The sequence below is a fragment of the Pandoraea pneumonica genome, from assembly GCF_902459645.1.
In the GTDB taxonomy this organism is placed as follows: Bacteria; Pseudomonadota; Gammaproteobacteria; order Burkholderiales; family Burkholderiaceae; genus Pandoraea; species Pandoraea pneumonica.
In genome coordinates this window covers 1,423,948-1,444,995 of record NZ_CABPSK010000001.1, presented here as the reverse complement: position 1 = coordinate 1,444,995, position 21,048 = coordinate 1,423,948, and the positions used below count along the sequence as shown (strand labels likewise).

The 21,048-nt window shown below is 63.0% G+C and carries 20 protein-coding genes and 3 tRNA genes; 13 read left to right on the top strand and 10 right to left on the bottom strand.

Annotated elements, in window-relative coordinates; all coding sequences use genetic code 11:
- Positions 1–61: 61 nt before the first annotated feature.
- The 7 genes from PPN31114_RS06260 to PPN31114_RS06230 form a co-directional block, all read right to left on the bottom strand.
- Positions 62–137, bottom strand: a tRNA-Lys gene (locus PPN31114_RS06260).
- A gap of 54 nt (positions 138–191) precedes the next feature.
- Positions 192–267 (bottom strand) — tRNA-Lys (locus tag PPN31114_RS06255).
- Positions 268–325: 58 nt separating this feature from the next.
- Positions 326–401 (bottom strand) — tRNA-Lys (locus PPN31114_RS06250).
- 72 nt (positions 402–473) lie between these two features.
- Positions 474–659: a hypothetical protein gene (locus tag PPN31114_RS06245; RefSeq protein WP_150678569.1), complete on the bottom strand. Its 186-nt coding sequence runs from the start codon at positions 657–659 to the stop codon at positions 474–476.
- Between the two features lie 165 nt (positions 660–824).
- On the bottom strand, positions 825–1,064 hold the full coding sequence (locus PPN31114_RS06240) for a DNA-binding protein (RefSeq protein ID WP_150678568.1): 240 nt from the start codon (positions 1,062–1,064) through the stop codon (positions 825–827).
- 631 nt (positions 1,065–1,695) lie between these two features.
- On the bottom strand, positions 1,696–2,313 hold the full coding sequence (locus PPN31114_RS06235) for a LysE family translocator (RefSeq protein ID WP_150678567.1): 618 nt from the start codon (positions 2,311–2,313) through the stop codon (positions 1,696–1,698).
- A gap of 129 nt (positions 2,314–2,442) precedes the next feature.
- Positions 2,443–2,910 carry a rhodanese-like domain-containing protein gene (locus tag PPN31114_RS06230; protein ID WP_150678566.1) on the bottom strand — a complete coding sequence of 156 codons (468 nt, stop codon included), beginning with the start codon at positions 2,908–2,910 and terminating at the stop codon, positions 2,443–2,445.
- A 486-nt stretch (positions 2,911–3,396) separates the two neighbouring features.
- Here PPN31114_RS06230 and glnA point away from each other — a divergent pair, with 486 nt between their 5' ends.
- The 6 genes from glnA to PPN31114_RS06200 all read left to right on the top strand — a co-directional run bounded on the left by glnA (position 3,397) and on the right by PPN31114_RS06200 (position 13,222).
- A complete protein-coding gene (gene glnA / locus PPN31114_RS06225; protein ID WP_150678565.1) occupies positions 3,397–4,812 on the top strand; it encodes a type I glutamate--ammonia ligase in 1,416 nt (471 codons plus the stop codon).
- Positions 4,813–5,066: 254 nt separating this feature from the next.
- Complete coding sequence (gene glnL, locus PPN31114_RS06220) at positions 5,067–6,173, top strand: nitrogen regulation protein NR(II) (protein ID WP_150679185.1); 1,107 nt, start codon at positions 5,067–5,069, stop codon at positions 6,171–6,173.
- 62 nt (positions 6,174–6,235) lie between these two features.
- Entirely contained in the window at positions 6,236–7,825 is a 1,590-nt protein-coding gene (ntrC, locus tag PPN31114_RS06215; protein WP_150678564.1) for a nitrogen regulation protein NR(I), read from the top strand.
- A gap of 96 nt (positions 7,826–7,921) precedes the next feature.
- Entirely contained in the window at positions 7,922–8,803 is an 882-nt protein-coding gene (rfbD, locus tag PPN31114_RS06210; protein ID WP_150678563.1) for a dTDP-4-dehydrorhamnose reductase, read from the top strand.
- Positions 8,804–9,078: 275 nt separating this feature from the next.
- A complete protein-coding gene (locus tag PPN31114_RS06205; RefSeq protein ID WP_150678562.1) occupies positions 9,079–11,940 on the top strand; it encodes a pentapeptide repeat-containing protein in 2,862 nt (953 codons plus the stop codon).
- Positions 11,941–12,229: 289 nt separating this feature from the next.
- On the top strand, positions 12,230–13,222 hold the full coding sequence (locus PPN31114_RS06200; RefSeq protein ID WP_174987730.1) for a flagellar brake protein: 993 nt from the start codon (positions 12,230–12,232) through the stop codon (positions 13,220–13,222).
- A gap of 83 nt (positions 13,223–13,305) precedes the next feature.
- On the opposite strand, the gene xth is transcribed toward PPN31114_RS06200, so the two are convergent.
- Positions 13,306–14,085, bottom strand: a complete 780-nt coding sequence (xth, locus tag PPN31114_RS06195) for an exodeoxyribonuclease III (protein WP_150678560.1) — start codon at positions 14,083–14,085, stop codon at positions 13,306–13,308.
- 66 nt (positions 14,086–14,151) lie between these two features.
- A complete protein-coding gene (locus PPN31114_RS06190; RefSeq protein WP_150678559.1) occupies positions 14,152–14,871 on the bottom strand; it encodes a riboflavin synthase subunit alpha in 720 nt (239 codons plus the stop codon).
- Positions 14,872–14,977: 106 nt separating this feature from the next.
- Between PPN31114_RS06190 and PPN31114_RS06185 the strand changes: the two genes are divergently transcribed.
- Both PPN31114_RS06185 and PPN31114_RS06180 read left to right on the top strand, forming a co-directional pair.
- On the top strand, positions 14,978–15,232 hold the full coding sequence (locus PPN31114_RS06185) for a hypothetical protein (protein ID WP_150678558.1): 255 nt from the start codon (positions 14,978–14,980) through the stop codon (positions 15,230–15,232).
- Positions 15,233–15,297: 65 nt separating this feature from the next.
- A complete protein-coding gene (locus tag PPN31114_RS06180) occupies positions 15,298–15,537 on the top strand; it encodes a hypothetical protein (RefSeq protein WP_150678557.1) in 240 nt (79 codons plus the stop codon).
- Between the two features lie 72 nt (positions 15,538–15,609).
- On the opposite strand, the gene PPN31114_RS06175 is transcribed toward PPN31114_RS06180, so the two are convergent.
- On the bottom strand, positions 15,610–16,692 hold the full coding sequence (locus PPN31114_RS06175; protein ID WP_150678556.1) for a calcium:cation antiporter: 1,083 nt from the start codon (positions 16,690–16,692) through the stop codon (positions 15,610–15,612).
- Between the two features lie 324 nt (positions 16,693–17,016).
- Between PPN31114_RS06175 and PPN31114_RS06170 the strand changes: the two genes are divergently transcribed.
- The 5 genes from PPN31114_RS06170 (at position 17,017) to PPN31114_RS06150 (ending at position 21,041) form a co-directional block, all read left to right on the top strand.
- Positions 17,017–17,775 carry a FadR/GntR family transcriptional regulator gene (locus PPN31114_RS06170; protein ID WP_150678555.1) on the top strand — a complete coding sequence of 253 codons (759 nt, stop codon included), beginning with the start codon at positions 17,017–17,019 and terminating at the stop codon, positions 17,773–17,775.
- The gene (locus PPN31114_RS06165; RefSeq protein ID WP_150678554.1) at positions 17,753–18,508 is read left to right on the top strand and encodes an SDR family oxidoreductase; all 756 of its coding nucleotides are present in this window, start codon (positions 17,753–17,755) and stop codon (positions 18,506–18,508) included. The genes PPN31114_RS06170 and PPN31114_RS06165 overlap by 23 nt, the downstream gene beginning before the upstream one ends.
- Positions 18,509–18,562: 54 nt before the next feature.
- Positions 18,563–19,423 (top strand): fumarylacetoacetate hydrolase family protein, encoded by an 861-nt coding sequence (locus tag PPN31114_RS06160; protein WP_150678553.1) that lies wholly within the window; start codon positions 18,563–18,565, stop codon positions 19,421–19,423.
- A gap of 25 nt (positions 19,424–19,448) precedes the next feature.
- Complete coding sequence (locus PPN31114_RS06155) at positions 19,449–20,210, top strand: SDR family NAD(P)-dependent oxidoreductase (RefSeq protein WP_150678552.1); 762 nt, start codon at positions 19,449–19,451, stop codon at positions 20,208–20,210.
- Between the two features lie 207 nt (positions 20,211–20,417).
- A complete protein-coding gene (locus tag PPN31114_RS06150; protein WP_150678551.1) occupies positions 20,418–21,041 on the top strand; it encodes a DNA-3-methyladenine glycosylase I in 624 nt (207 codons plus the stop codon).
- Positions 21,042–21,048: the final 7 nt, after the last annotated feature.

Sequence of the window (21,048 nt, the reverse complement as noted above, 5' to 3'; positions counted from 1 at the left end):
GGGAGCGTGGGACCGGCAGAAACGACAAGGGCCGCACATCGTGCGGCCCTTGAAGGGTATCTGGTGGGGCGTGAGTGACTCGAACACTCGACCTACGGATTAAGAGTCCGCTGCTCTACCAACTGAGCTAACGCCCCGGTGTTACCGGGAACAAAAAAGGCTGCAAGTGGCAGCCTTTCTCGGTATTGCGGTGGTGGGGCGTGAGTGACTCGAACACTCGACCTACGGATTAAGAGTCCGCTGCTCTACCAACTGAGCTAACGCCCCGATGCAACCGGGAATAAAAAAGGCTGCACGGCAAAGCAGCCTTCTTCAAAAATTCGTTTGGTGGGGCGTGAGTGACTCGAACACTCGACCTACGGATTAAGAGTCCGCTGCTCTACCAACTGAGCTAACGCCCCAACGAGACCGAGATATTATCGGCTCTTCCGCATGGGGTCAACCCTTAATGATGAAAATCCGCAAAAAAGGTCTCAGGCGAGCAGGGGTACGAGCTCAAACGCCAACACGGCGAGTACCGCACCCACCACGACCAGCAGCGAGCGCCAGCACATTCGAACCGCGCCCTTGCATGGCATCGCGCCGACGACAATGGCGCCGAACACCGCAATGGCGAACATGGTGACGAGTTGCGCATTGGAAAGGTGGGGCATGATCATGGTCCATCTCCCTGCCGATATCACGCACATAAGACGCGATTCGAGTATAGAAAATGGTCCGCCCCAAGCAAAGCGGCGCGGCAACCGGGATTTCCCCAGTGGCCGCGCCGCGCGCGATGCATTCGGTCCTGCGTTGCTAAGCGCCGTTTAGCGCCACGCCGACCCTTATTCCGGCAGATCCAGAATCAGGACGATCGTCCATGCATCTTCGCCTTCGTGATGATATTGACGCTCCACCACCACGAACGGCTGTTTCTTGTCGCCCTGGCCGAGGAACAACACGTCGCCTTCGGCGGGCATGCATTCGATCGGCGGCAACGCGATAGGCGTGTCCTTCTTGATGATCCGCTCGGCCTTTTTCGCTGCGCGCTCGGTCCACTCGATATCGAATTCGATCTGACTCACCGGATGATCCTGTCTATGCAAATTGAAACGGCTGCATGGTAGCACGCAGGCCACGTGCCCCAACGAAAAAAGCCCGCTCCCTGGGCGGGGAACGGGCAAAAGTCCCATGCGATAGCGGGGAACGCATGGCGACAGGAGATGCGCCCAAGGACATCGTCGGCGCCTGCCCCGGCCAGAGGGGAAGTGGACTGGCCGGAATTGCTTGACGATGACCGGTCACGCGGAGGCGCGCGCCTGTCGACGGACCATACGGCAGAGATATCGCGGTGATATCGGATGACGTAGAAGAGGTGACGCAGCGCAAGCCGGAGATGCCATCCGGCTTGCGTGCGTCGAGCCGCGTTGCCGCAGTAAAACTGAGGGAAGCCGCAACGCGACGAGGGCCGATCGCTACCAATGAAGACGAGTCTAGGCGTCTTGTCGCCTTCGAGAAACGTCAGTGGCGCAAATGCACCCTTACGTCTCACGCAACAATGCGCGACGCGTTTTTGTGGCATGAGAGAAAGCGTGCATCCTGCCGGACGGCAGGCGAGGCGGGAGATGCAGGGGATGCAGGGGATGCAGGGGATGCAGGGGGGGCGGGGCAGGCGTGCCGCATTGCGCGGCACGCCGGGTGCAGACGGTGTCGAACTTATCGCGTGGCGATGGCCACGGCGGCACCGGCCATGACTGTGCCGGTGGCCCGATTCAGGCGGCGAACGGCGCGCGCCGAACTGAGCAGACGGCGTGCCCGTGCGGCGAGCAAGATATAGCTGCCGAACACGATGGACAGCACGGCGAGCGTGACGCCCACGACTTCGAAGTACCCGAGCGCGGTGATGCGTTGCAGGTCGAGCAAGTTGGGCAGCAGCGCGAAATAGAACACGACCACTTTCGGATTGCCCAGCGTGACCGACAAGCCGCCGAGAAAGAGCCGCCACGACTTCTCGCGCGGCGCATTCTCCATCGGCTCAGCGGGCGGCACTGCCGGGGCGTGCCACATCTTCCATGCGAGATAGAGCAAGTACGCCGCCCCCGCATATTTGATCGCGAGGAATACGCCAGAGAACGTATGCGCCAACGCGGCGACGCCCAAGACGGCCAGCGTGAGCCACACGACATCGCCAATCGCCACACCGGCCGAAAAAGCGACAGCCCCTTGCATACCGCGTCCGAGTACCCGCGCCACAATCGCGGCGATACCCGGGCCTGGGGTTCCGGCACCCACAAACAAGGCGAGTGCGAAGGTCAGCAAATGCGTCCAGTCCATGCTGGCGTCTCCTTGAGACGATGGGTCGTTGTGCTATTTCCGTGCTTTGCTCGAACTACGTATTCATTGCCAACATCACGAGGTGCATCCGGGGCGGGAACGCTCCGAATATTGCGCCATCGTGGGTACTTATGCGCCCAGCCAAGGCAAGCCGCGGAAGCACCAGCCGCTCACATGTTTGCGATGGCCTGCGCTGTCCTTGTCGCCTTCGAAGCCTTCGAGAATATCGAACGAACTCGTATAACCGGCTTCAAAGGCGACTTTAGCGGCGGCTTTCGAGCGCGCGGCGCTGCGGCACAGGAATAGCAACGGCGTGTCCTTGCTGGCGGCCTGCGAAGCGAGTTGTTCGAGGAATTGTTCGTTCGGTACGCCGCCCGGATAGCGCACCCACTCCACATTGACGTATTGACCGTCCGGCACTTGCGGGCGGCCCACCCAGTCGAGCTCGGCGCGCGTGCGCACATCGATTAGGCGGACATTCGGATCGGCTTGCAGCAGCGCCAGCGCTTCTTCCGGGGTCACGGCACCCGAGTAGGCGAGTTGGCCGGTGGCACGGCGTTGGGCGGCTTGTTCGAGAATGGCGTTCGCGCTTGTCATATTGCTGTGATCTCGTTGGTCGAAGGTTGACTCTCATTCTAGCGTGCACTTTGCGCGGGAGGCGTGTTCGATCGCATTCGTATGATGCGTCGCCATGCCGACCACGGACAGCATTCAGGCGCACAGGCGGTGCATTCCGATGCACAATTCTGGATCGCCGCAAACCGGCAATTGGCACCTAAAAGGTGCATAATCCGGCAACGCACCAATTTGGTGTTGTTTTGGTGCGCAATGCACCAAACCGGCACCAAAGCGGAGAATCGCCGCCCGGGAACGGGAATTCTGCTCGCGAGGGCGGTCAGCGAATTATTTCCTTAGAAATCAGAGGGAGATAAGCCTTGGGCGGACATGCGGCGATAGAAAGGAAGGTGGCTGGCACGCTTCGTGCTAATCACTGGTGAATCCGAACACGGAGTTCGTTAAGAGGGTGCGGCGACGCTGGTGACTAGCGCCGGCAGCGCCAGATTGAATCTTTCGGGAGATAGCATGAGCAAATCAGTGGCAGATGTGTTGAACCTGGTGAAGGAAGAAGATGTCAAGTTCGTCGACTTCCGCTTTACCGACACGCGCGGCAAAGAACAACACGTCTCGGTGCCGGTGTCGCACTTCGACGCCGATAAGTTCGAGAGCGGTCACGCTTTCGACGGTTCGTCGATCGCTGGCTGGAAGGGTATCGAAGCCTCGGACATGCTGCTGGTGCCGGACGCCAACACGGCTTACATCGACCCGTTCTATGAAGAAAGCACTCTGGTGCTGACCTGCGACGTGGTCGAGCCGGCCGACGGCAAGGGCTACGACCGCGACCCGCGCTCGATCGCCAAGCGCGCCGAAGCCTACCTGAAGAGCACGGGCCTGGGCGACACCGCCTTCTTCGGTCCGGAGCCGGAATTCTTCATTTTCGACTCGGTCCAGTGGGGCACCGACATGTCGGGCACGTTCGTGCGCGTCAACTCGGAAGAAGCACCGTGGTCGTCGTCGAAGGACTTCGAAGGCGGCAACACCGGCCACCGTCCGGGCACGAAGGGCGGCTACTTCCCGGTCGCACCGGTCGACACGTTCCAAGACATGCGCTCGGAAATGTGCCTGCTGCTCGAACAACTCGGCGTGCCGGTTGAAGTGCACCACCACGAAGTTGCTGGCCAAGGCCAGAACGAAATCGGCACCAAGTTCTCGACGCTGGTGCAACGCGCCGACTGGACGCAGATTCTGAAGTACGTCGTGCAAAACGTGGCCCACAGCTACGGCAAGACGGCCACGTTCATGCCGAAGCCGATCGTCGGCGACAACGGCTCGGGCATGCACATCCACCAGTCGATCTGGAAGGATGGTCAGAACCTGTTCGCCGGTAACGGCTACGGCGGTCTGTCGGAATTCGCGCTGTACTACATCGGCGGCATCATCAAGCACGCCCGCGCCCTGAACGCCATCGTCAACCCGTCGACGAACTCGTACAAGCGCCTCGTGCCGCACTTCGAAGCTCCGGTGAAGCTAGCCTACTCGGCCCGTAACCGTTCGGCCTCGATCCGTATTCCGTACGTTGCCAACCCGAAGGGCCGCCGCATCGAAGCGCGCTTCCCGGACCCGATGGCTAACCCGTACCTGGCCTTCTCGGCCATGCTGATGGCCGGTCTGGATGGCGTGCAGAACAAGATCCACCCGGGCGAAGCTGCCGACAAGAACCTGTACGACCTGCCGCCGGAAGAGGATGCAAAGATCCCGACCGTGTGCTCGAGCCTCGAACAGGCGCTGGAGTACCTGAACGAAGACCGCGAGTTCCTGACCCGTGGTGGCGTGTTCACGGACGGCATGCTGGATTCGTACATCGCACTGAAGTCGGATGAAGCGCGTCGCATCGCGATGACCACGCATCCGCTCGAGTTCGAAATGTACTACTCGCTGTAATCGAAGCGCTGCGCAGGGAATGCGCCGGCATGACGGAACGCCAGCGGCCGACCGTCATGCTTGCAAGCCAGGGGGGGATGGCCGCGGCCGTCCCCCTTTTTTATCCCTGCGTGCCGTGACCGGCGCAGCCAGTCACCCGGTGATTCACCATGAACTTATCGCCTCGATCCTTGATGAAAACTGTGCGCGCCGGTGCCCGGCCGAAGGGCGAGACTCCATCGACATCTGTACCCACTGACGCGAGCGCCGATGCGTTGCTCGCGCAGGTGACGAGCGTCGATCCGTGGGAAGCGAAGCTGATGGCGACGGGCATTCTGCCGGGCCTCGAAGCGCTGCCGACGGTGTTGCTCGTGCTTGAGAAGCACACGTTGCGGGTGGTGTTCGCGAACCCGGCCGCCGAAGCGTTGCTCGCGCTCTCGCGCCGATCGTTGTCGCAGATGACCTGGAACGATGTGTTCACCAACGGCGACGTGCTCGCGTCGACGATGGTCGAACTGATCGCCAATCACTTTCAGACGACACGCCTCGATTTGGTGCTTGAGCGCACCGCACAGGAGCCTTTGCATACGCACGCCATCGTGGCAGCGCCGGAAGCCGCTCCCGATTTCGTGATCGTCGAGTTGATCGAGAACGAGCAGAAGCTCAAGAACGAACGCGAAGAACGCATCATCGACCAGGCGTTGATGAACAAGCAGTTGATCCGCAATCTGGCCCACGAAATCAAGAATCCGCTCGGCGGCATTCGCGGTGCGGCGCAGTTGCTGGAGTTCGAACTGGAACAGCGCGAATTGCGCGAGTACACGCAGGTCATCATCAAGGAGTCCGACCGGTTGCAAACGCTGGTCGACCGGCTGCTCGAGCCCCATCGCCATCCGTATATCGCCACCGACGTGAATATCCACGAAGTGTGCGAGCGTGTGCGCTCGGTGGTGTTGGCCGAATTCCCGCAGGGGCTGTCGATCGAGCGAGATTACGACGTCAGCCTGCCGGATTTTCGCGGTGACAAAGAGCAGCTCATTCAGGCGCTGTTGAACATTGTGCGCAATGGCGCCGAAGCGTTGCGCGAGCAGATCGCACGCGGCGACGCACGCATCGTTTTACGCACGCGCGTAGCAAGAAAGATCACGATTGCCAAAAGATTGCACAAGCTGGCATTGGAATTGCATGTGATCGATAACGGGCCTGGCATTCCCGCCGACATTCGCGACCGCATCTTCTATCCGCTCGTCTCTGGGCGCGAAGGGGGGAGCGGTCTGGGACTCACACTGGCGCAGTCGTTTGTACAGCGTCACGACGGTCTGATCGAATGCGAAAGCCGGCCCGGACGGACGGATTTCCGAATCCTGCTGCCCCTGGGCTGATGCGGCCCTCACGCCGTCGGCCGTAGCACCTGCGGCCGGGCATAGACGTTACACGGTGAACAATGAAGCCGATCTGGATAGTAGACGACGACCAATCGATTCGATGGGTGCTGGAGAAGGCGCTCTCGCGCGCCAACTTGCCGGTGCGCAGCTTTACGGGCCCGCGCGAAGCCAGCGCTGCCCTCGAACTCGACTCGCCGCAAGTGCTGGTCTCGGACATCCGCATGGCGGGCGGTTCCGGGCTCGAGCTTTTGCAAATGGCGAAACAACGCCACCCCGGCCTGCCGGTCATCATCATGACGGCGTTCTCGGATCTCGATAGCGCAGTCGCCGCGTTTCAGGGCGGGGCGTTCGAATATCTCGCCAAGCCGTTCGACGTGGATCGTGCGGTCGAACTGATTCTGCGGGCCGTCGAAGAAAGCTTGCGCGAAGCGACCGACGACGAGCGCATTACCGAAGAGCCCGAAATTCTCGGTCAGGCCAGCGCCATGCAGGACGTGTTCCGCGCCATCGGCCGCTTGTCGCATTCGAGCGCAACGGTGCTCATTACCGGCGAGTCGGGCTCGGGCAAGGAACTGGTTGCACGTGCGCTGCACCGGCATTCGCCGCGCGCGTCGGGCCCGTTCATCGCACTCAATACGGCCGCGATTCCGAAAGATCTTCTGGAGTCCGAGCTGTTCGGTCACGAACGCGGTGCGTTCACCGGTGCGCAGGCGACCCGGCGCGGCCGCTTCGAGCAGGCGGAGAACGGCACGCTGTTTCTCGACGAAATCGGCGACATGCCGCTCGATTTGCAAACGCGCCTGTTGCGTGTGCTCTCCGACGGCAACTACTACCGCGTGGGCGGCCACAGCCCGATCAAGGCGAACGTGCGCGTGATCGCCGCGACGCACCAGAATTTGGAAGATCGGGTGCGTCAGGGCCTGTTCCGCGAAGACTTGTATCACCGTCTGAACGTGATTCGTCTGCGTTTGCCGTCGCTGCGTGAGCGCAACGAAGACATTCCGCTGCTGGTGCGCCACTTCTTGCAAAAGAGTGCGCGTGATCTGGGCGTGGAGACTAAGCGCATCAGCGAGGCCGCGCTCAATCATCTGACGCGTTTTCCGTTCCCGGGCAACGTGCGTCAGTTGGAGAACCTGAGCAACTGGCTCACGGTGATGGCGCCTGCGCAGACCGTCGAGATCAAGGACCTGCCGCCGGAATTTCAAACACTGGCGCCCGTGTCGGTCAGCGGGACTGGCGCGCCGGTGGCGGCCTATGCGACCTCGGGCTCACCCGCAGGCGGTGCGGTCAGTGCACCGGCCGGTGGTACGGCGGGCTACGCCGGAGCGAACGGCGCGAACGGGATGTCGGGCATCTCGGGCGTGAACGGTGGGGTAGGCGCTCCGCAAAACGGCGCGGGAGCACCGCAAGTTTCGAGCGATGCAATGGGCGCGGAAAGCTGGGAACCCATCCTTCGGCGCGAAGTGGCGCGGCTGTTGCGCTCAGCGTCGCCGGACGTCATGGACCAGTTGACGCGGCGTTTCGAGACGGCGCTGATCAACGAGGCGCTCGACTTCACGCGCGGTCGCAAGGTCGAAGCGGCAAGCCGTCTAGGGATTGGTCGCAACACCATTACCCGCAAGATTCAGGAGTTGGGACTGGAAACCTGACGGTAATCGCGGTAGGCTCCCCTGTTTCACCGATTGGGTCGCGTTGGCCAATTTGATCGGTCTGATTGATTCGATTCGAAACAAGGGAGTCGCACTATGACAAGACGGATCCTGCTGACAGGTGCCACCGGACAGGTGGGCTGGGAGTTGGCGCGTTGCCTGCAAGGCATGGGCGAAGTCTACGCGCCGTCGCGCAGCGAGATGGACCTGCTCGACACCGACAGCGTAGTGCGCACGATCCGCGATTTTTCGCCTGATCTGATCGTCAATCCGGCGGCTTACACGGCAGTCGACCGTGCAGAAACGGAAGAAGCTGCGGCCTTTCAGGTCAACGCCGTCGTGCCCGGCGTGATGGCTGAGCAGGCGAAGCGCCTTGGGGCGCTCGTCGTCCACTATTCCACCGACTATGTTTTCGACGGCACCGGCACCGCCCCTTACCGCGAAGACGAACCCACCAATCCGCAAAACGCCTACGGCCGCACCAAGCTGGCCGGTGAGGCGGCCATTGCGGCGAGCGGTGCCAACCACCTTGTGCTGCGTACGAGTTGGGTCTATGGCACGCGCGGCGCCAACTTCTTGTTGACGGTGCAACGTCTGGCACGCGAGCGCGACGAACTGCGTATCGTGGCCGATCAGCATGGCGCGCCGACGTGGTGCCGCACGATTGCGGAGCTCACCGCACAGACGCTGGCGCAAGGCGCAAGCGAAGCGGGCTTCGATGCCGACTTCTGGCGCGAGCGCAGCGGCGTGTACCACCTGACCGCGGCAGGGCAGACGACGTGGCACGGTTTCACCGAGGCAATTCTGGCGTTGAGCGCGGTGGAGAAGCGTCCGAATGTGGTGCCGATTCCCACTTCGGCGTATCCGTTGCCGGCCAAGCGCCCGGCCTATTCGGTACTCGACAATGACAAGCTCGCGCGCACGTTCGGTGTGCGGGCCCCTGACTGGCACGACGCCCTCGCGCTCTGCCTGGGCTAAATCAGCACCACAGTAAGCACCACGGCAACCAGCCAAAGCGGGCGGCACGGCGAATTTCAACGCCGTGCCGCCCGTTGCGTTTACCGGCCCCTGCTGCCGGCGGTTCGTCTGCGCGTAGATCGCTCACGGCTTCGATCGACTGTCACGCCAAGGCCGCATGTCACGTGATGGCCCACTAATTCGGAAATTGCCCAACGCGCTGCCGGGTTTTCCTTGGGCACCATGATCGCTTTTTGTTCGCGCCGTGCATCCACGTGCGCGACGAGGAGTGCTACATGGTCTTGCTTTGCAACGCGTCGAACCGTTCGCCACGCCTGCCTGCGGGCGGGGAATTTTCCTACCACGATCTCAAGCAAGTGAGTGCGGCACCCCCCGAGGCGCTGAGGTGGCTGATTCTGCGCGCCGGAGAAGACGAACGTCGTGTGTTGGGGCAGCAAGTCGCTTGGTTGATACATGTGCTTGCGCGCGATGCCGACGGTTCGAACGCGTCTCTGGCCTCGTATGATTCGGCGGAACTGACGAGCGGCGGCCTTGCCCACGGGGCGTTGCCGTTCGACAAGTCAGCATTGACGGCTGCTTGGCGCTTGCGTTTCGCGCACTTGGTGCCCGAAGGCAACGTCGTCCCCGTGTTAAGTGCGCTGCTTCGATGGTGCGATGGTTCGCGGGGAACAGAGGCGGCAGCAAAACTGGCGCAGTGGCATTGGCTACCGGCGGTCGATGCGGGGGCGTTCGATATGTCTCTCTGCGATGGGGTGCCGGTGCGCGAGTGGCCGTCCGCAGTGCTGGGTGTCGCGTTGACGATGGCGAATCTACGCAATGCCGCTTTGCCCGATTTGTCGGTGCCGATGGCGGATTTGCGGGGGGTGCGGGCCGCAGGGGCGACGCTCAGTCATGGATGTTTCGATGGCGTGCAGTGGGCGGTGGCGGTACTCAAGGGCGCGAAGCTCGATCGCACGCGCAACGTAGGTGCCGATTTCGAGCACGCCGACTTGCGAGGTGCCTCCTTTCACTCCGCAGATTTGAGCGGTGCCCGGCTCGTGAAAGTGCGCGCGAAGGGGGCCGACTTTCAATTCGCCACCCTGCGCGGCGCAGACTTCAGCGATGCCGATTGCGCTTCGGTGACGTTCGCGGATAGCCCCCTCGATGACGCCTCGATGCAGCGCACCCGATTGCGCAATGCGCGCTTTGTCGACTGCCGCGCCAATGGCTTGCGTTTGACGAGCGCGAACGCAGCAAAGTCACGCTGGGAGCGCGTGACGATGAAAGGCGCTTGCATCGCGGGGGCCGATATGCGCCGCGTGGTGATGCAGGAATGCGACCTCACCCGCATGAACGCTCGCGAGGCAAAGCTCGACGGCGCGCAATTCGTGGCTTGCGATTTGCGCGGGACACAATTCGGCAGTGCGAGCCTTCGCGATGTGCGCATGGGCCCGCAGTGCAAACTGGACGGCACGCAATGGCAAGGGGCGCAGATTCGACTCGACGCCGCTTGGCTGCGCGAACTCTCCCCGGGTTTTTTGAGCGATGTTGTCGAGTCGTGGATGACGCTGCCGCTCGACCAGCCGTCGGTGCGGGCCGATGTCTTCGGGCAGGTGCTTCGCGCCTTGGCGGGCGGTTCGGTCTCGATGCCCTTATCGCTAAGTGAAACCTCTGCGTCGTTACCCCGACTGGCAAAGCTGCCCATCGACGTGCAACGGAGCCTATGGCTGGGCCGCCTTCTGGGTGCCGAACCCGGTATTGGCGGCGTAGGCACGCTCGACGGTTTCTCGGCGCTGCGCGCGCAGTGGCTCGCTCGCCTGGTCGGCGATCTAAAGGGCATGCCGTTGAGCCGCGAGCAGGCGGCGTGGATTCTGCCGTCACTCGTCAACACGTTGCTGGAATGCTGCCTGACGCAGTCGCCCGAGAGCGTATGGCCGCTCGCGGGTGCGGTTTGCCAGACGATGTACTGGGCGGAGTCGGACTTGCGATGCGTGAGCAGCGCGCAAGCCGGGGCGTTGCGAAATGCGTGGCACGCCGTGTTGCCTGCCCACTTGCAGAGCGCGCTGTCCGAAGACGGCACGGACGCATTTGGGCCGAAGCATTTCGTGTTGATTAGCGCCGATGGGCGCATTGCCGCGCGCTTGCCGAGACACCTGTTGGCGACATGTCTTGAAGACGATCGCCGCGATACGGGCGACGCTCGCAGCGATGCCTCTGTCGATCAACCCATCGAGCAAGGCGGGTCGCTCGCCCCACCGGGTGGTGGCGCATCAAGCCATGCCGGAAACACGGCGCGCCGAATGCGTGCGGGCTGGCAATGGCTGGGGGTTCGCGTCGTCACGAGCGAGGGGAGTGGCGATGGTAGGTACGCAGCGGGCGGCACATCGCAGCTTCATGCGCTGATTCGCGACTTCAACAGCCTGCGCGAGGTCTGGCCGACAGAACGCCCGCTGAACGAATTCACGCGCTTGCTTCGCGGTTGGCTAGGGGAGGTGGGCAGCGATGTCGCGCGCGCCTTACTCCATAGCGATGCAGTGCCCAGCGAACCGTGGTGCGGCCCGGCATTGCCGCCGAGAGATCGTGCCGAGGCACTGATGACAACCGCCGAGAGCGCCCGCTATGTCAGATTGCTCAAGAACGCTCATCTCGATATCAACGATGTGTTTCGGTCGATGACGGCTGAAAAGCCTGCTGCCGAGCCGGTCGGTTCGGGTGCCCGCCGAGCGATGCAGGCGCGGCAACGTCCGCGGTTGCTCGCGATCGCTGCCGGTCTGACGTGGCTCGCCGTTCAGCCTGAAACGCAACTTGGCCAAGCTACGCTGGCCCTGCGCGAAGCCCGTCGAGCGCCACCGGGCGAAGGCATGCTTGACCCGTTGGTCGATTGGCTCAAGCGCTTCGCGTTAGCGGCGCTCAACGATGCTTTGAGCGACGAACGTGAGTGGCGAGAACTTCCGCAGAGTCGGATTTTGCGGTCGTGCCTTGCCGATCCCGCTGGCGATCCCGAAACGCTGGCGGGGCGCTCGCCGGATGGCTTGCCCATCCGACGATGCAAGGCGCATCGGGGCTCGCGGCGGCATTGGCGCAGACGCTGCCGTGGTTTTGGGCCGTCAAGCTGCCGCTCACGCCTGCCGATACGGCGGCTCTGGTGTCTGGCCTGAGGCCGGATGATGAGACCGAATTGACGTCATCTTCCCTCGATAATGGATCGTAAGGATCCGTCCGCTTTCGTGGTACAAAGATGAACGCGCAAGGCGCTGTCCGCGAGGGCGGCGCTTCCGGCCGGCCGGAGGCGCGACGTTTGTGTAGGTTGGCGACATTTGTGGGGTGTTGGCCACGGATAACGGTGCGAAGAGGGCCGCCCAAGACGCGGCCCCGTGCGCCGGAATGCGGGGAAGGCCAATGCCTTGTTCCCAGGCTCTCAAGGGGTTAGAAACCCTCCCAGGCATCATGCATTCGACTTGTATTGCGTCAGGCTATCCGGGGTTCGTGGCGGTCAACCGCCGCGAGCTTGACGCACATGTTCCACTCTCCTGGCCTTTGTTCGACGCTGACGGCACGCCATTACTGGCGGCCGGCGAGCGTTTGCCGTCAGAGGCCGATCTCGACTGGCTGTTCACTATGTTTGCGCCGCATCGGCCGCTGCCCGAAGGGGCAAGCACGGGCGAGGCGGCCGGGCGCACCGAAGCGGCGAACTCGGCGTCGCCGCTCGATACGGCTACATCCAGCGCATCCACGGTGTATCTGCATGGCTTGCCTGTGCCGTTGCCGATTGGCGCCTGGTTGCAGGTGCGGGTCGCGCCCGACGCGGAGACCACGCGGGTGCGCGCGCGTTTGATCGGCCGGGCACCGAACGGCATGTTGATCATCACCCCGCCCTCGGCGGGGGAAACGCGGCTGCCGCTCTCGGCAGGCGACAGACTGGCGCTGTGGACCTTTCCCGGCGACAACCTGTACGAGTTCACGTGCGAGGTGCACAGCGTGCATCACGGCCCGTTCGACTACGTGGTGTTGTCGCGGCCGTCGCAGGTGCGCGAAACGCCGGTGCGGCGCACGCCGCGCGTCGATACGCGGCTAGTGGCACGGTTGTCGCCGCTTGACGAGACATCGCGTGCGTCGTTCACGCGCATGCTGGCCGACCCGGAAGACACGCCCGAGTGGTTGGTGCTCGTGCGTGATATCAGCGCCGACGGCGCCGGTATTGTCGCCAAGACGGCGCTGCCTGAGGGGTGTGCCCACGTGGCGTTGCAGTTCCGTGTGCCGATCGGCGCGGATGTCGTGCCGATTCTCGGCATGGCGGCTGTGCGTGGGGCCGAAGGGCCGCGCGCCGATGGCACATGGACCTACGGGCTGGAGTTCATGCAGATGGATACGCGCAACAAGGCGGCAATTCGCTGCTTCGTGTACGAATCGCGTTTGACCGACCCGCGCGCGACGCACTAGCGCTGAACGTGAAGCCAGCGTTGCGGACATAAAAAAACAGCACCGGGTTCCGGTGCTGTTTTCGTTGGCGGTGCGTGAAACGCTCAGTCCTTGAACGTGGCGACGACCGGCGTGTGATCCGAGGGCTGCTCCCACGTGCGCGGCTCGCGATCGATTTCACAGCCCGTGCAGCGCTCGGCGAGCGGCGCGGTCACGAGAATGTGGTCGATGCGCAGGCCCGCGTTGCGGCGGAACGCGCCCATACGGTAATCCCACCAACTGAACGACTTTTCCGGTTGATCGAACATGCGGAACGTGTCGCGCAGGCCGAGCCCTTGCAGGCGGGCAAACGCCTGACGCTCTTGCGGCGAGACGAGATTCTGCCCGACCCACTTCGCCGGATCGTGCACATCGCGGTCTTCCGGCGCGATGTTGTAGTCGCCGAGCAAGGCGAGCTGCGGATGGCGCGAAAGTTCGTCGGAGAGCCAGTGGGTGAGGGCGTCGAGCCAGTTGAGCTTGTACTCGAACTTGTCGGAGTCGACGGCCTGACCGTTCGGGAAGTAACCGCAGACCACGCGCACGCCACCGACGGTGGCGGCGATCAGCCGCCGCTGTTCGTCGGCGAAGTTCGGCAGGTTCATCACGATATCGGTGGCTTCGCCGACCTTGGCGTGATTCACCAACAACGCGACGCCGTTATAGGTCTTTTGGCCCGTGAAGTGCGAGGTGTAGCCCAGCGAGGCGATTTCCGCGATCGGAAAATTCTCGTCCGTGAGCTTGAGCTCTTGCAGGCAGAGCACGTCGACCGGGTTGCTGCGCAGCCAGTCTTGCACGTGGCCCACGCGGACCTTGAGCGAGTTGACGTTCCAGGTGGCTAATTGCATGAATGTCCTTGGGGGTGTCTGGGGGCTGTGGCGGCCTTAGTCGGCATTAGTCGGCGTAAGTCGGCCTTAAGCCTTGGTGTCTGCCGCCGGCAACTTCGGCACCGAAACGAAATCGTCGAGCGACAGCCCCTTTTCCTTGAGCAGGGCTTCGAGCACCGGCTGCAAACGGCCGAGGCTTTCCTGCACGGCTTCGCGCACGGTGTCGACCACCACCTGCGTGCTGCGCTCGATTTCGATATTCAAGCGGGCGCCTTCGAGCTTGTCTTCGAACGTGGTTATGCGGCGCGTTTCCGGAATCAGCCAGACTTCGAACCACCCCTCCTGACGGTTGACTTCCGAGACCGTGAGGCTCGCGCCGTTGATCGCGATATAGCCCTTGGCGAACACGTATTTGCGGAAGGGTTCCGGAATCGCGATACGCAACACGCGATTCGTGTCCGAGGTGCGCACGCTCAGAATCTCGGTCGAGAAGTCGATGTGACCCGAGAGCGGATGGCCGCCGATTTCCGCACCGTCTTTCGCGGCGCGCTCGACGTTGACCTTTGCGCCCACGCCGAAGCTGCCGAGCGTGGTCACATTCAGGCTTTGCAGAATGACGTCGAACGACGCGCCGGTGGGCGAAAGCAGTTGCGTGACGGTGAGGCAAACGCCGTCGACCGAGACGCTGGCGCCCAGGGTGAGGTCTTCGCAAAAGCCCTCGGGAAACGCCAGCGCGAGGGTGCGCATGCCGTCGCGATCTTCGATGGACGACAGCGTGGCCGTGCCTTGAACAATTCCAGTGAACATCGTGATGTCGGTATGAGAGTTGTGGGTTGCTGTGCCGCAGTATTCTACTGCCTGACGACGGTATGCCGCGCGTCGTGCTACGATGCCGCCTTTTTGCGGGATCGACATGGGTTTCGAAGGCTGCCTGCTGGCGGGCGATTTTTACTACTGGGCGGAAACCGCGCCCTTGCCTGATGGGCAGTTTCAGGGGGTGGTGCATTTCACCGGCTGGCGCGACGTGGACGACGTGATCGAGACGCTCGACCCGCCACAAACGCACACCACGCCCGACACGTATCGTTGGGCCGGCGACGCCCTCGAAGCCGCCCATGCATTGGCAAAGACGCTCGTAGAAGACGGCGCGCTCGGCATTGATCTCTAAAGGTCTCCGAGCAACCCCCGTAAAGCTGCACAGGCCTCTGAAGAGAAGGTCACAAGGACATCATCATGACGCTGAAAAAATTCGACCTCGCTAAGCAACAAGGCCTCAAGATCAACTCCGGCGTGCGCCGCGGCCCGCCCACGGGCAATGGCGTCGGCACGCAAGGTAAGCGCAATGCCGCTGGCAGCAAGCTGCTCGGCTCGCTGCTGGGCAAAGCCCCGGCACAGACGGAAGCGGAGGGTGGGGAAGCGGGCGGAGATGCTGGCAAGGCAGCACCTGCCAAGGGCGCGTCGAAGAAAGCGTAAATTCCCAAGGACTGAGGGCCCAGGGGCCCTCAGTTAACACGAATACGACGCACGCTACGTACGGGCACGCGATTACGGCACGATCGCCAGGAACAGGAACGCCGCGAACAGCACGAGGTGCACGGCACCTTGCAGCACTGTCGTGCGGCCCGTGCCGAGCGAGATCACGCTCACCAGCAGTGTGACCGCCAGCAACACCGTTTCCTTGGGCGCCAGGCCCAGCTCGATCTGCTGATCGAGAAACAACGAGACGGCAGCCACCGTAGGAATCGTCAGGCCGATACTGGCGAGTGCCGAGCCGAGCGCCAAATTCAAACTCGTTTGCAGTTTGTTGGCGCGAGCGGCGCGCAACGCGGCCAGCCCTTCGGGCAACAACACCAGCGCTGCAATCACAATCCCGACGACCGCTTTCGGCGCACCGGCTTCGGCCACCGCCTGCTCGACGGCAGGCGAGAGCTTCTTCGCGAGCCCGACGACGGCGAGCAACCCCACGACCAACAAGCCGAGACTCAGCACGGCGGTGCGGCGCGAAGGCGGCGGCACGTGCACTTCTTCACTAGGCGCCTTCGCAAGGAAGTAGTCGCGATGGCTCACCGTCTGCACGAAGACGAACACCATATAAAGCACCAGCGAGATCATGCCCTCGAAGGCCAACTGCGAGGCCGTGAGGCCCGGGCCGATCACCGAACTGGTGTAGTTCGGCAGCACCAGCGTGAGCACCGACAGCGCGCACAGCACGGCGAGTGCGGCGCTTGCCCCTTCCACATGAAAGCCTTGCGTGTGATGGCGCACGCCACCAAAGAGCAGACACAACCCCACGATCCCGGTCGACACGATCATGATGGCCGCGAACACCGTATCGCGCGCCAGCCCCGCTTTATCGGGCCCGCTCGAGAGCATCACCGAGACGATCAGCGCCACTTCGATAATCGTCACGGCCACGGCAAGCACCAGCGTACCGAACGGCTCGCCCACTTTGTGGGCCACGGTTTCGGCGTGATGCACGGCAGAGAACACGGCCCCGGCGAGCGCAATGGCACACACCGTGAGCGAGACACCGTAGGGCATGAGGCCGGCAACAGCCCATACGAGAACGGCCACGATTGGCATGTACATCGTCCAGTGGCCCAGCTTGGCGGTCTTTGAGGAGGACATCGTCGGAGACTCCAGAATTCGGGGGATTCGAGGGATACGGCGGGAACGTTGCCCCGGCAGGAACCCCGAGGCGGCGAATCATGGTCGCAGAAAAGCGACACCCAGACAACAGAAAGGGCGAGTTCGAGAACTTCCACCGGCCGAACGGACGTTCGACGCGAAACGCGCATGGCCAAACGATTTGCGGCCAACCATGCTTTTGACTCGGAGTGCGAAACCAGCGAGAAATTCCATAGGATGAACAACTTTTGGTAGCGAGTTGACATCCGATGGGTGCCAGCCGTATTTTTACGTTCATTGGTCTTACCACTGAACGAATCACTCATGTCATTCGACCCCATCGTGCAGGTCTCCATCTCGGAGCAAGTCGCGCAGCGGCTGCTCACGATGATTCGCACCAGGCGTCTCAAGCCCGGCGAGCAGTTACCGCCCGAGCGCGAGCTTGCCACGATGCTTGGCGTTGGGCGGCCCGCCGTGCGCGAGGCGATTCGCGGTCTCGCGCTACTGGGGCTGCTCCGCATACGGCAGGGCGAAGGGACGTTCGTCGGCACACTCGAGACACGCGAGTTGCTCGAACCGCTCGGCATGGTCATCGAACTCAACGCCGGCACGCTCGAAGCCTTGTTCGACGCGCGGCTGGTCATCGAGCCGGGCGTCGCAGCGCTCGCGGCCAGCCAGATCAGCGATGCCGAACTCGCCCGCCTGCACGCGCTAGTCGATGACGAACAGGCACTGCTAGGCGACCCCGAGACCTTCTCGGCCGCCGACATGGCGTTTCACGAGACGATCATCGACGCGTGCGATAACCCGTTTTTGCAAAGCATTGCCAACAGCCTCTATCTGCTCGGCAAGAAGAGCCGGCGCGTCACGTCGCAAGTCGACGGCGTGCTAGCGCGCAGCTTGCAGGATCACCGCGACATCATGGCGGCCTTGCAGGCCCGCGACCCCGCGCGTGCGGCCGAGGCGATGCGTCGTCACCTATGCCGGGTGCGCGACGCGTATGCAGGCAGCATCGAAGCCACCACCGAACACGACGATGGCGATCAATCAGGAGACACCGATGGCAGGGCGACTGGCGGGTAAGACCGCACTCATTACCGCCGCAGCGCAGGGCATTGGACGCGCGAGCGTCGAAGCGTACTTGCGTGAAGGGGCGCGCGTCATTGCGACGGACTTGAATGCCGACGCGCTGCGTGTGCTCGACGATCATCCGAACCTCGAACGCCGTGCGCTCGATGTCACCGATGCGGCCGCCGTCGAGGCGCTAGCGAGTGAATTGGGGCGCATCGACGTGTTGTTCAACTGCGCCGGGTTCGTGCATCACGGCTCGATTCTCGAGTGCGACGACGCGGCGTGGGACTTCTCGTTCGATCTGAACGTGAAGAGCATGTACCGCACCACGCGCGCTTTTCTCCCGGCCATGCTGGCGGCCGGGGGCGGCGCGATCATCAATATGTCGTCGGCGGCGTCGAGCGTGAAGGGCGTTGCCAATCGTTGCGTGTACGGCGCGAGCAAGGCGGCGGTGATTGGGTTGACGAAATCGGTCGCGGCCGATTTTGTGGCGCGCGGCATTCGCTGCAACGCCATTTGCCCCGGTACGGTCGAGTCGCCGTCGCTGCGCCAACGCATTGCGACGCAGGCCGATACGGCGGGCACGAGCGAAGCGGCGGTGCGTGCGCAGTTCGTCGCGCGTCAGCCGATGGGGCGCGTGGGCTCGCCTGACGAAATTGCTTCGCTTGCTGTGTATCTGGGTTCCGACGAAGCCGCCTTCACCACGGGGGCGATTCATGTGATCGACGGTGGCTGGTCGAACTGAAGCATCGACCCTGCGCCGTCACGGCTCCACTCTGCTCCAATTGGGAGAACTGCTTTGAAACTGCTGCGTTACGGCCCGAAGGGCCAGGAAAAGCCCGGCCTGCTCGATGCGGCCGGCAAGGTGCGCGATCTGTCGAACGTGCTCACCGACATCACCGCTGAAACGCTCAGTCCGGAAGGGCTGGCGGCGCTGCGTGCGCTCGATATCGAGTCGCTGCCGATCGTGGCGGCGCCGGGGCGTCTGGGGGTGCCGTTCGCGGGGCTCGGCAAGTTCCTCGCTGTGGGCCTGAATTACAGCGATCACGCCGCCGAAGCCGGGCTGGCCGCGCCTGCCGAGCCGGTGCTCTTCACCAAGTGGGACAACTGCCTGAACGGTCCCAACGACCCTGTGGTGCTGCCGAAGGACTCGGTCAAAGGCGATTGGGAAGTCGAACTTGGCTTCGTCATCGGTACGACGGCGCGCTATGTGCCGCTCGACAAGGCGCTCGACTACGTGGCGGGCTACTGCATCGTGAACGACGTCTCCGAGCGCGAATATCAGATCGAGCGGGGCGGCACGTGGGACAAGGGCAAGGGTTTCGACACCTTTGGCCCGGTCGGTCCGTGGCTGGTGACGACCGACGAGATTCGCGATCCGCAGCAACTCGGCATGTGGCTCGACGTGAATGGCGTGCGCCGTCAAACCGGCCATACGTCGACGATGATCTTCAACGTTGCGTATCTCGTGCATTACATGAGCCAGTTCGCAACGCTCAAACCGGGCGATCTCATCACCACCGGAACGCCGCCAGGCGTGGGCATGGGGCAGAAGCCGCCGGTGTATCTGAAGGCGGGCGACGTAATGCGTTTGGGTATCGAGGGGCTGGGCGAGCAAGAGCAGCACGTCTACGCTTACGACACGCGCTGGCTCGACTGAATCGACGGTATTGGAGAGATTCGCGATGGAAGATCTAAAGGGCAAGTTCGTTCTGATTACCGGGGCGAGCACGGGCATCGGCGCGGCGGCCGCGACGGCATTTGCTGCGCAGGGTGCGCACGTGGCCGTGCATTACAACCGCTCGCGCGAGAAGGCCGAAGCGGTTGCCGAGGCGGTGCGCGCTTACGGCGTGAAGTCGATGACCGTGGCCGCCGACGTGGCCGACACGGGCGCGATCGATGCGGCGGTAGCGCACGTGCTCGATGGCTTCGGGCGTATCGATGTGCTGATCAACAACGCGGGCAGTTTGGTCAAACGCACGCCGTTCACCGAAGTGACCGACGCGTATTTCGACGACGTGCTCAACGTTAATGCACGCTCGGTGGTGGCGTTCTCGCGCGCGGTGGTGCCAAGCATGCGCAAGCAGGGCGGGGGTGCCATCGTCAACGTGACGTCGATTGCGGCGCGTCATGGCGGCGGCCCGGGGGCGCTGATTTATGCGGCGGCCAAGGGGTTCGTGAGCACGCTCACGCGGGGCATGGCCAAGGAGTTGATGCCGGATCGTATTCGCGTGAATGCCGTGTCGCCGGGCGTGATCATGACGCCGTTTCACGAGCAGTTCAGCACCGAGGCACAGATCGAGGCGTTCCGCCAGAGCATTCCGATGGGGCGTTTGGGCGCGCCTGACGAATGCTCGGGCGCGTTCCTCTATCTGGCGTCGGAACGGCTGGCGAGCTACGTCACCGGCCAGATCATCGAGGTCAACGGCGGGCAGTTGATGCTGTAACCGGTGCGCTGACCGGTGCCCTGAACGGCGCGCTGGCCAGCAGGCGCGGCTCGGAAATTTCCGGGCCGCACCCACCGCCACACTTAAAGCGAGGCCACGTGTGCCTCGTGCAGTACGCATCCTCGCCAAATGCTGGCACACTTGCCCCATTCCAACGAATGTCTCTGCGGCGTCACAGCGCCCGGAGCGCGATGACACGAGGGGCAAATGGAACGATGTCCGTGGAGCGAGGGCTTCGAGCAGTACCGGCAATATCACGATGAAGAGTGGGGCGTGCCGCTGCGCGATTCGCGCGCGTTGTTCGAGTTGCTGATGCTCGAAGGGGCGCAGGCAGGGTTGTCGTGGTCGACGATTCTCAAGAAGCGCGATAACTATCGCAAGGCGTTCGACGGTTTCGATCCGGTGCGCATTGCGGCCTACGGTGAAGCGGACGTCGAGCGGTTGATGGCTGACGCGGGCATTGTGCGCAACCGTTTGAAGGTCAACGGCGTCATCAAGGGCGCGCGCGCCTATCTGGCGATGGAAGCGGCGGGCACGCGTTTCGCCGATTTCGTCTGGCAGTTTGTGGGGGGCGAGCCCTTGCAGAATCAGTGGAAGACGCTAAGCGAGGTGCCAGCGAGTACGGCGGTGTCCGACGCGATGAGCAAGGCGCTCAAGAAAGCGGGGTTCACTTTTGTTGGGTCGACCATCTGTTATTCGTTCATGCAGGCGGCGGGCTTGATCAACGACCATCTGGTCGCGTGCCCGCGCCACAAGGCGGTCAAAGCGCTTGGCGGCAAGGCGGCTCACGCGCTTACCAAGGACGGCCAAAAGTCGCGCAAACGCGCCTGAGGCCGCC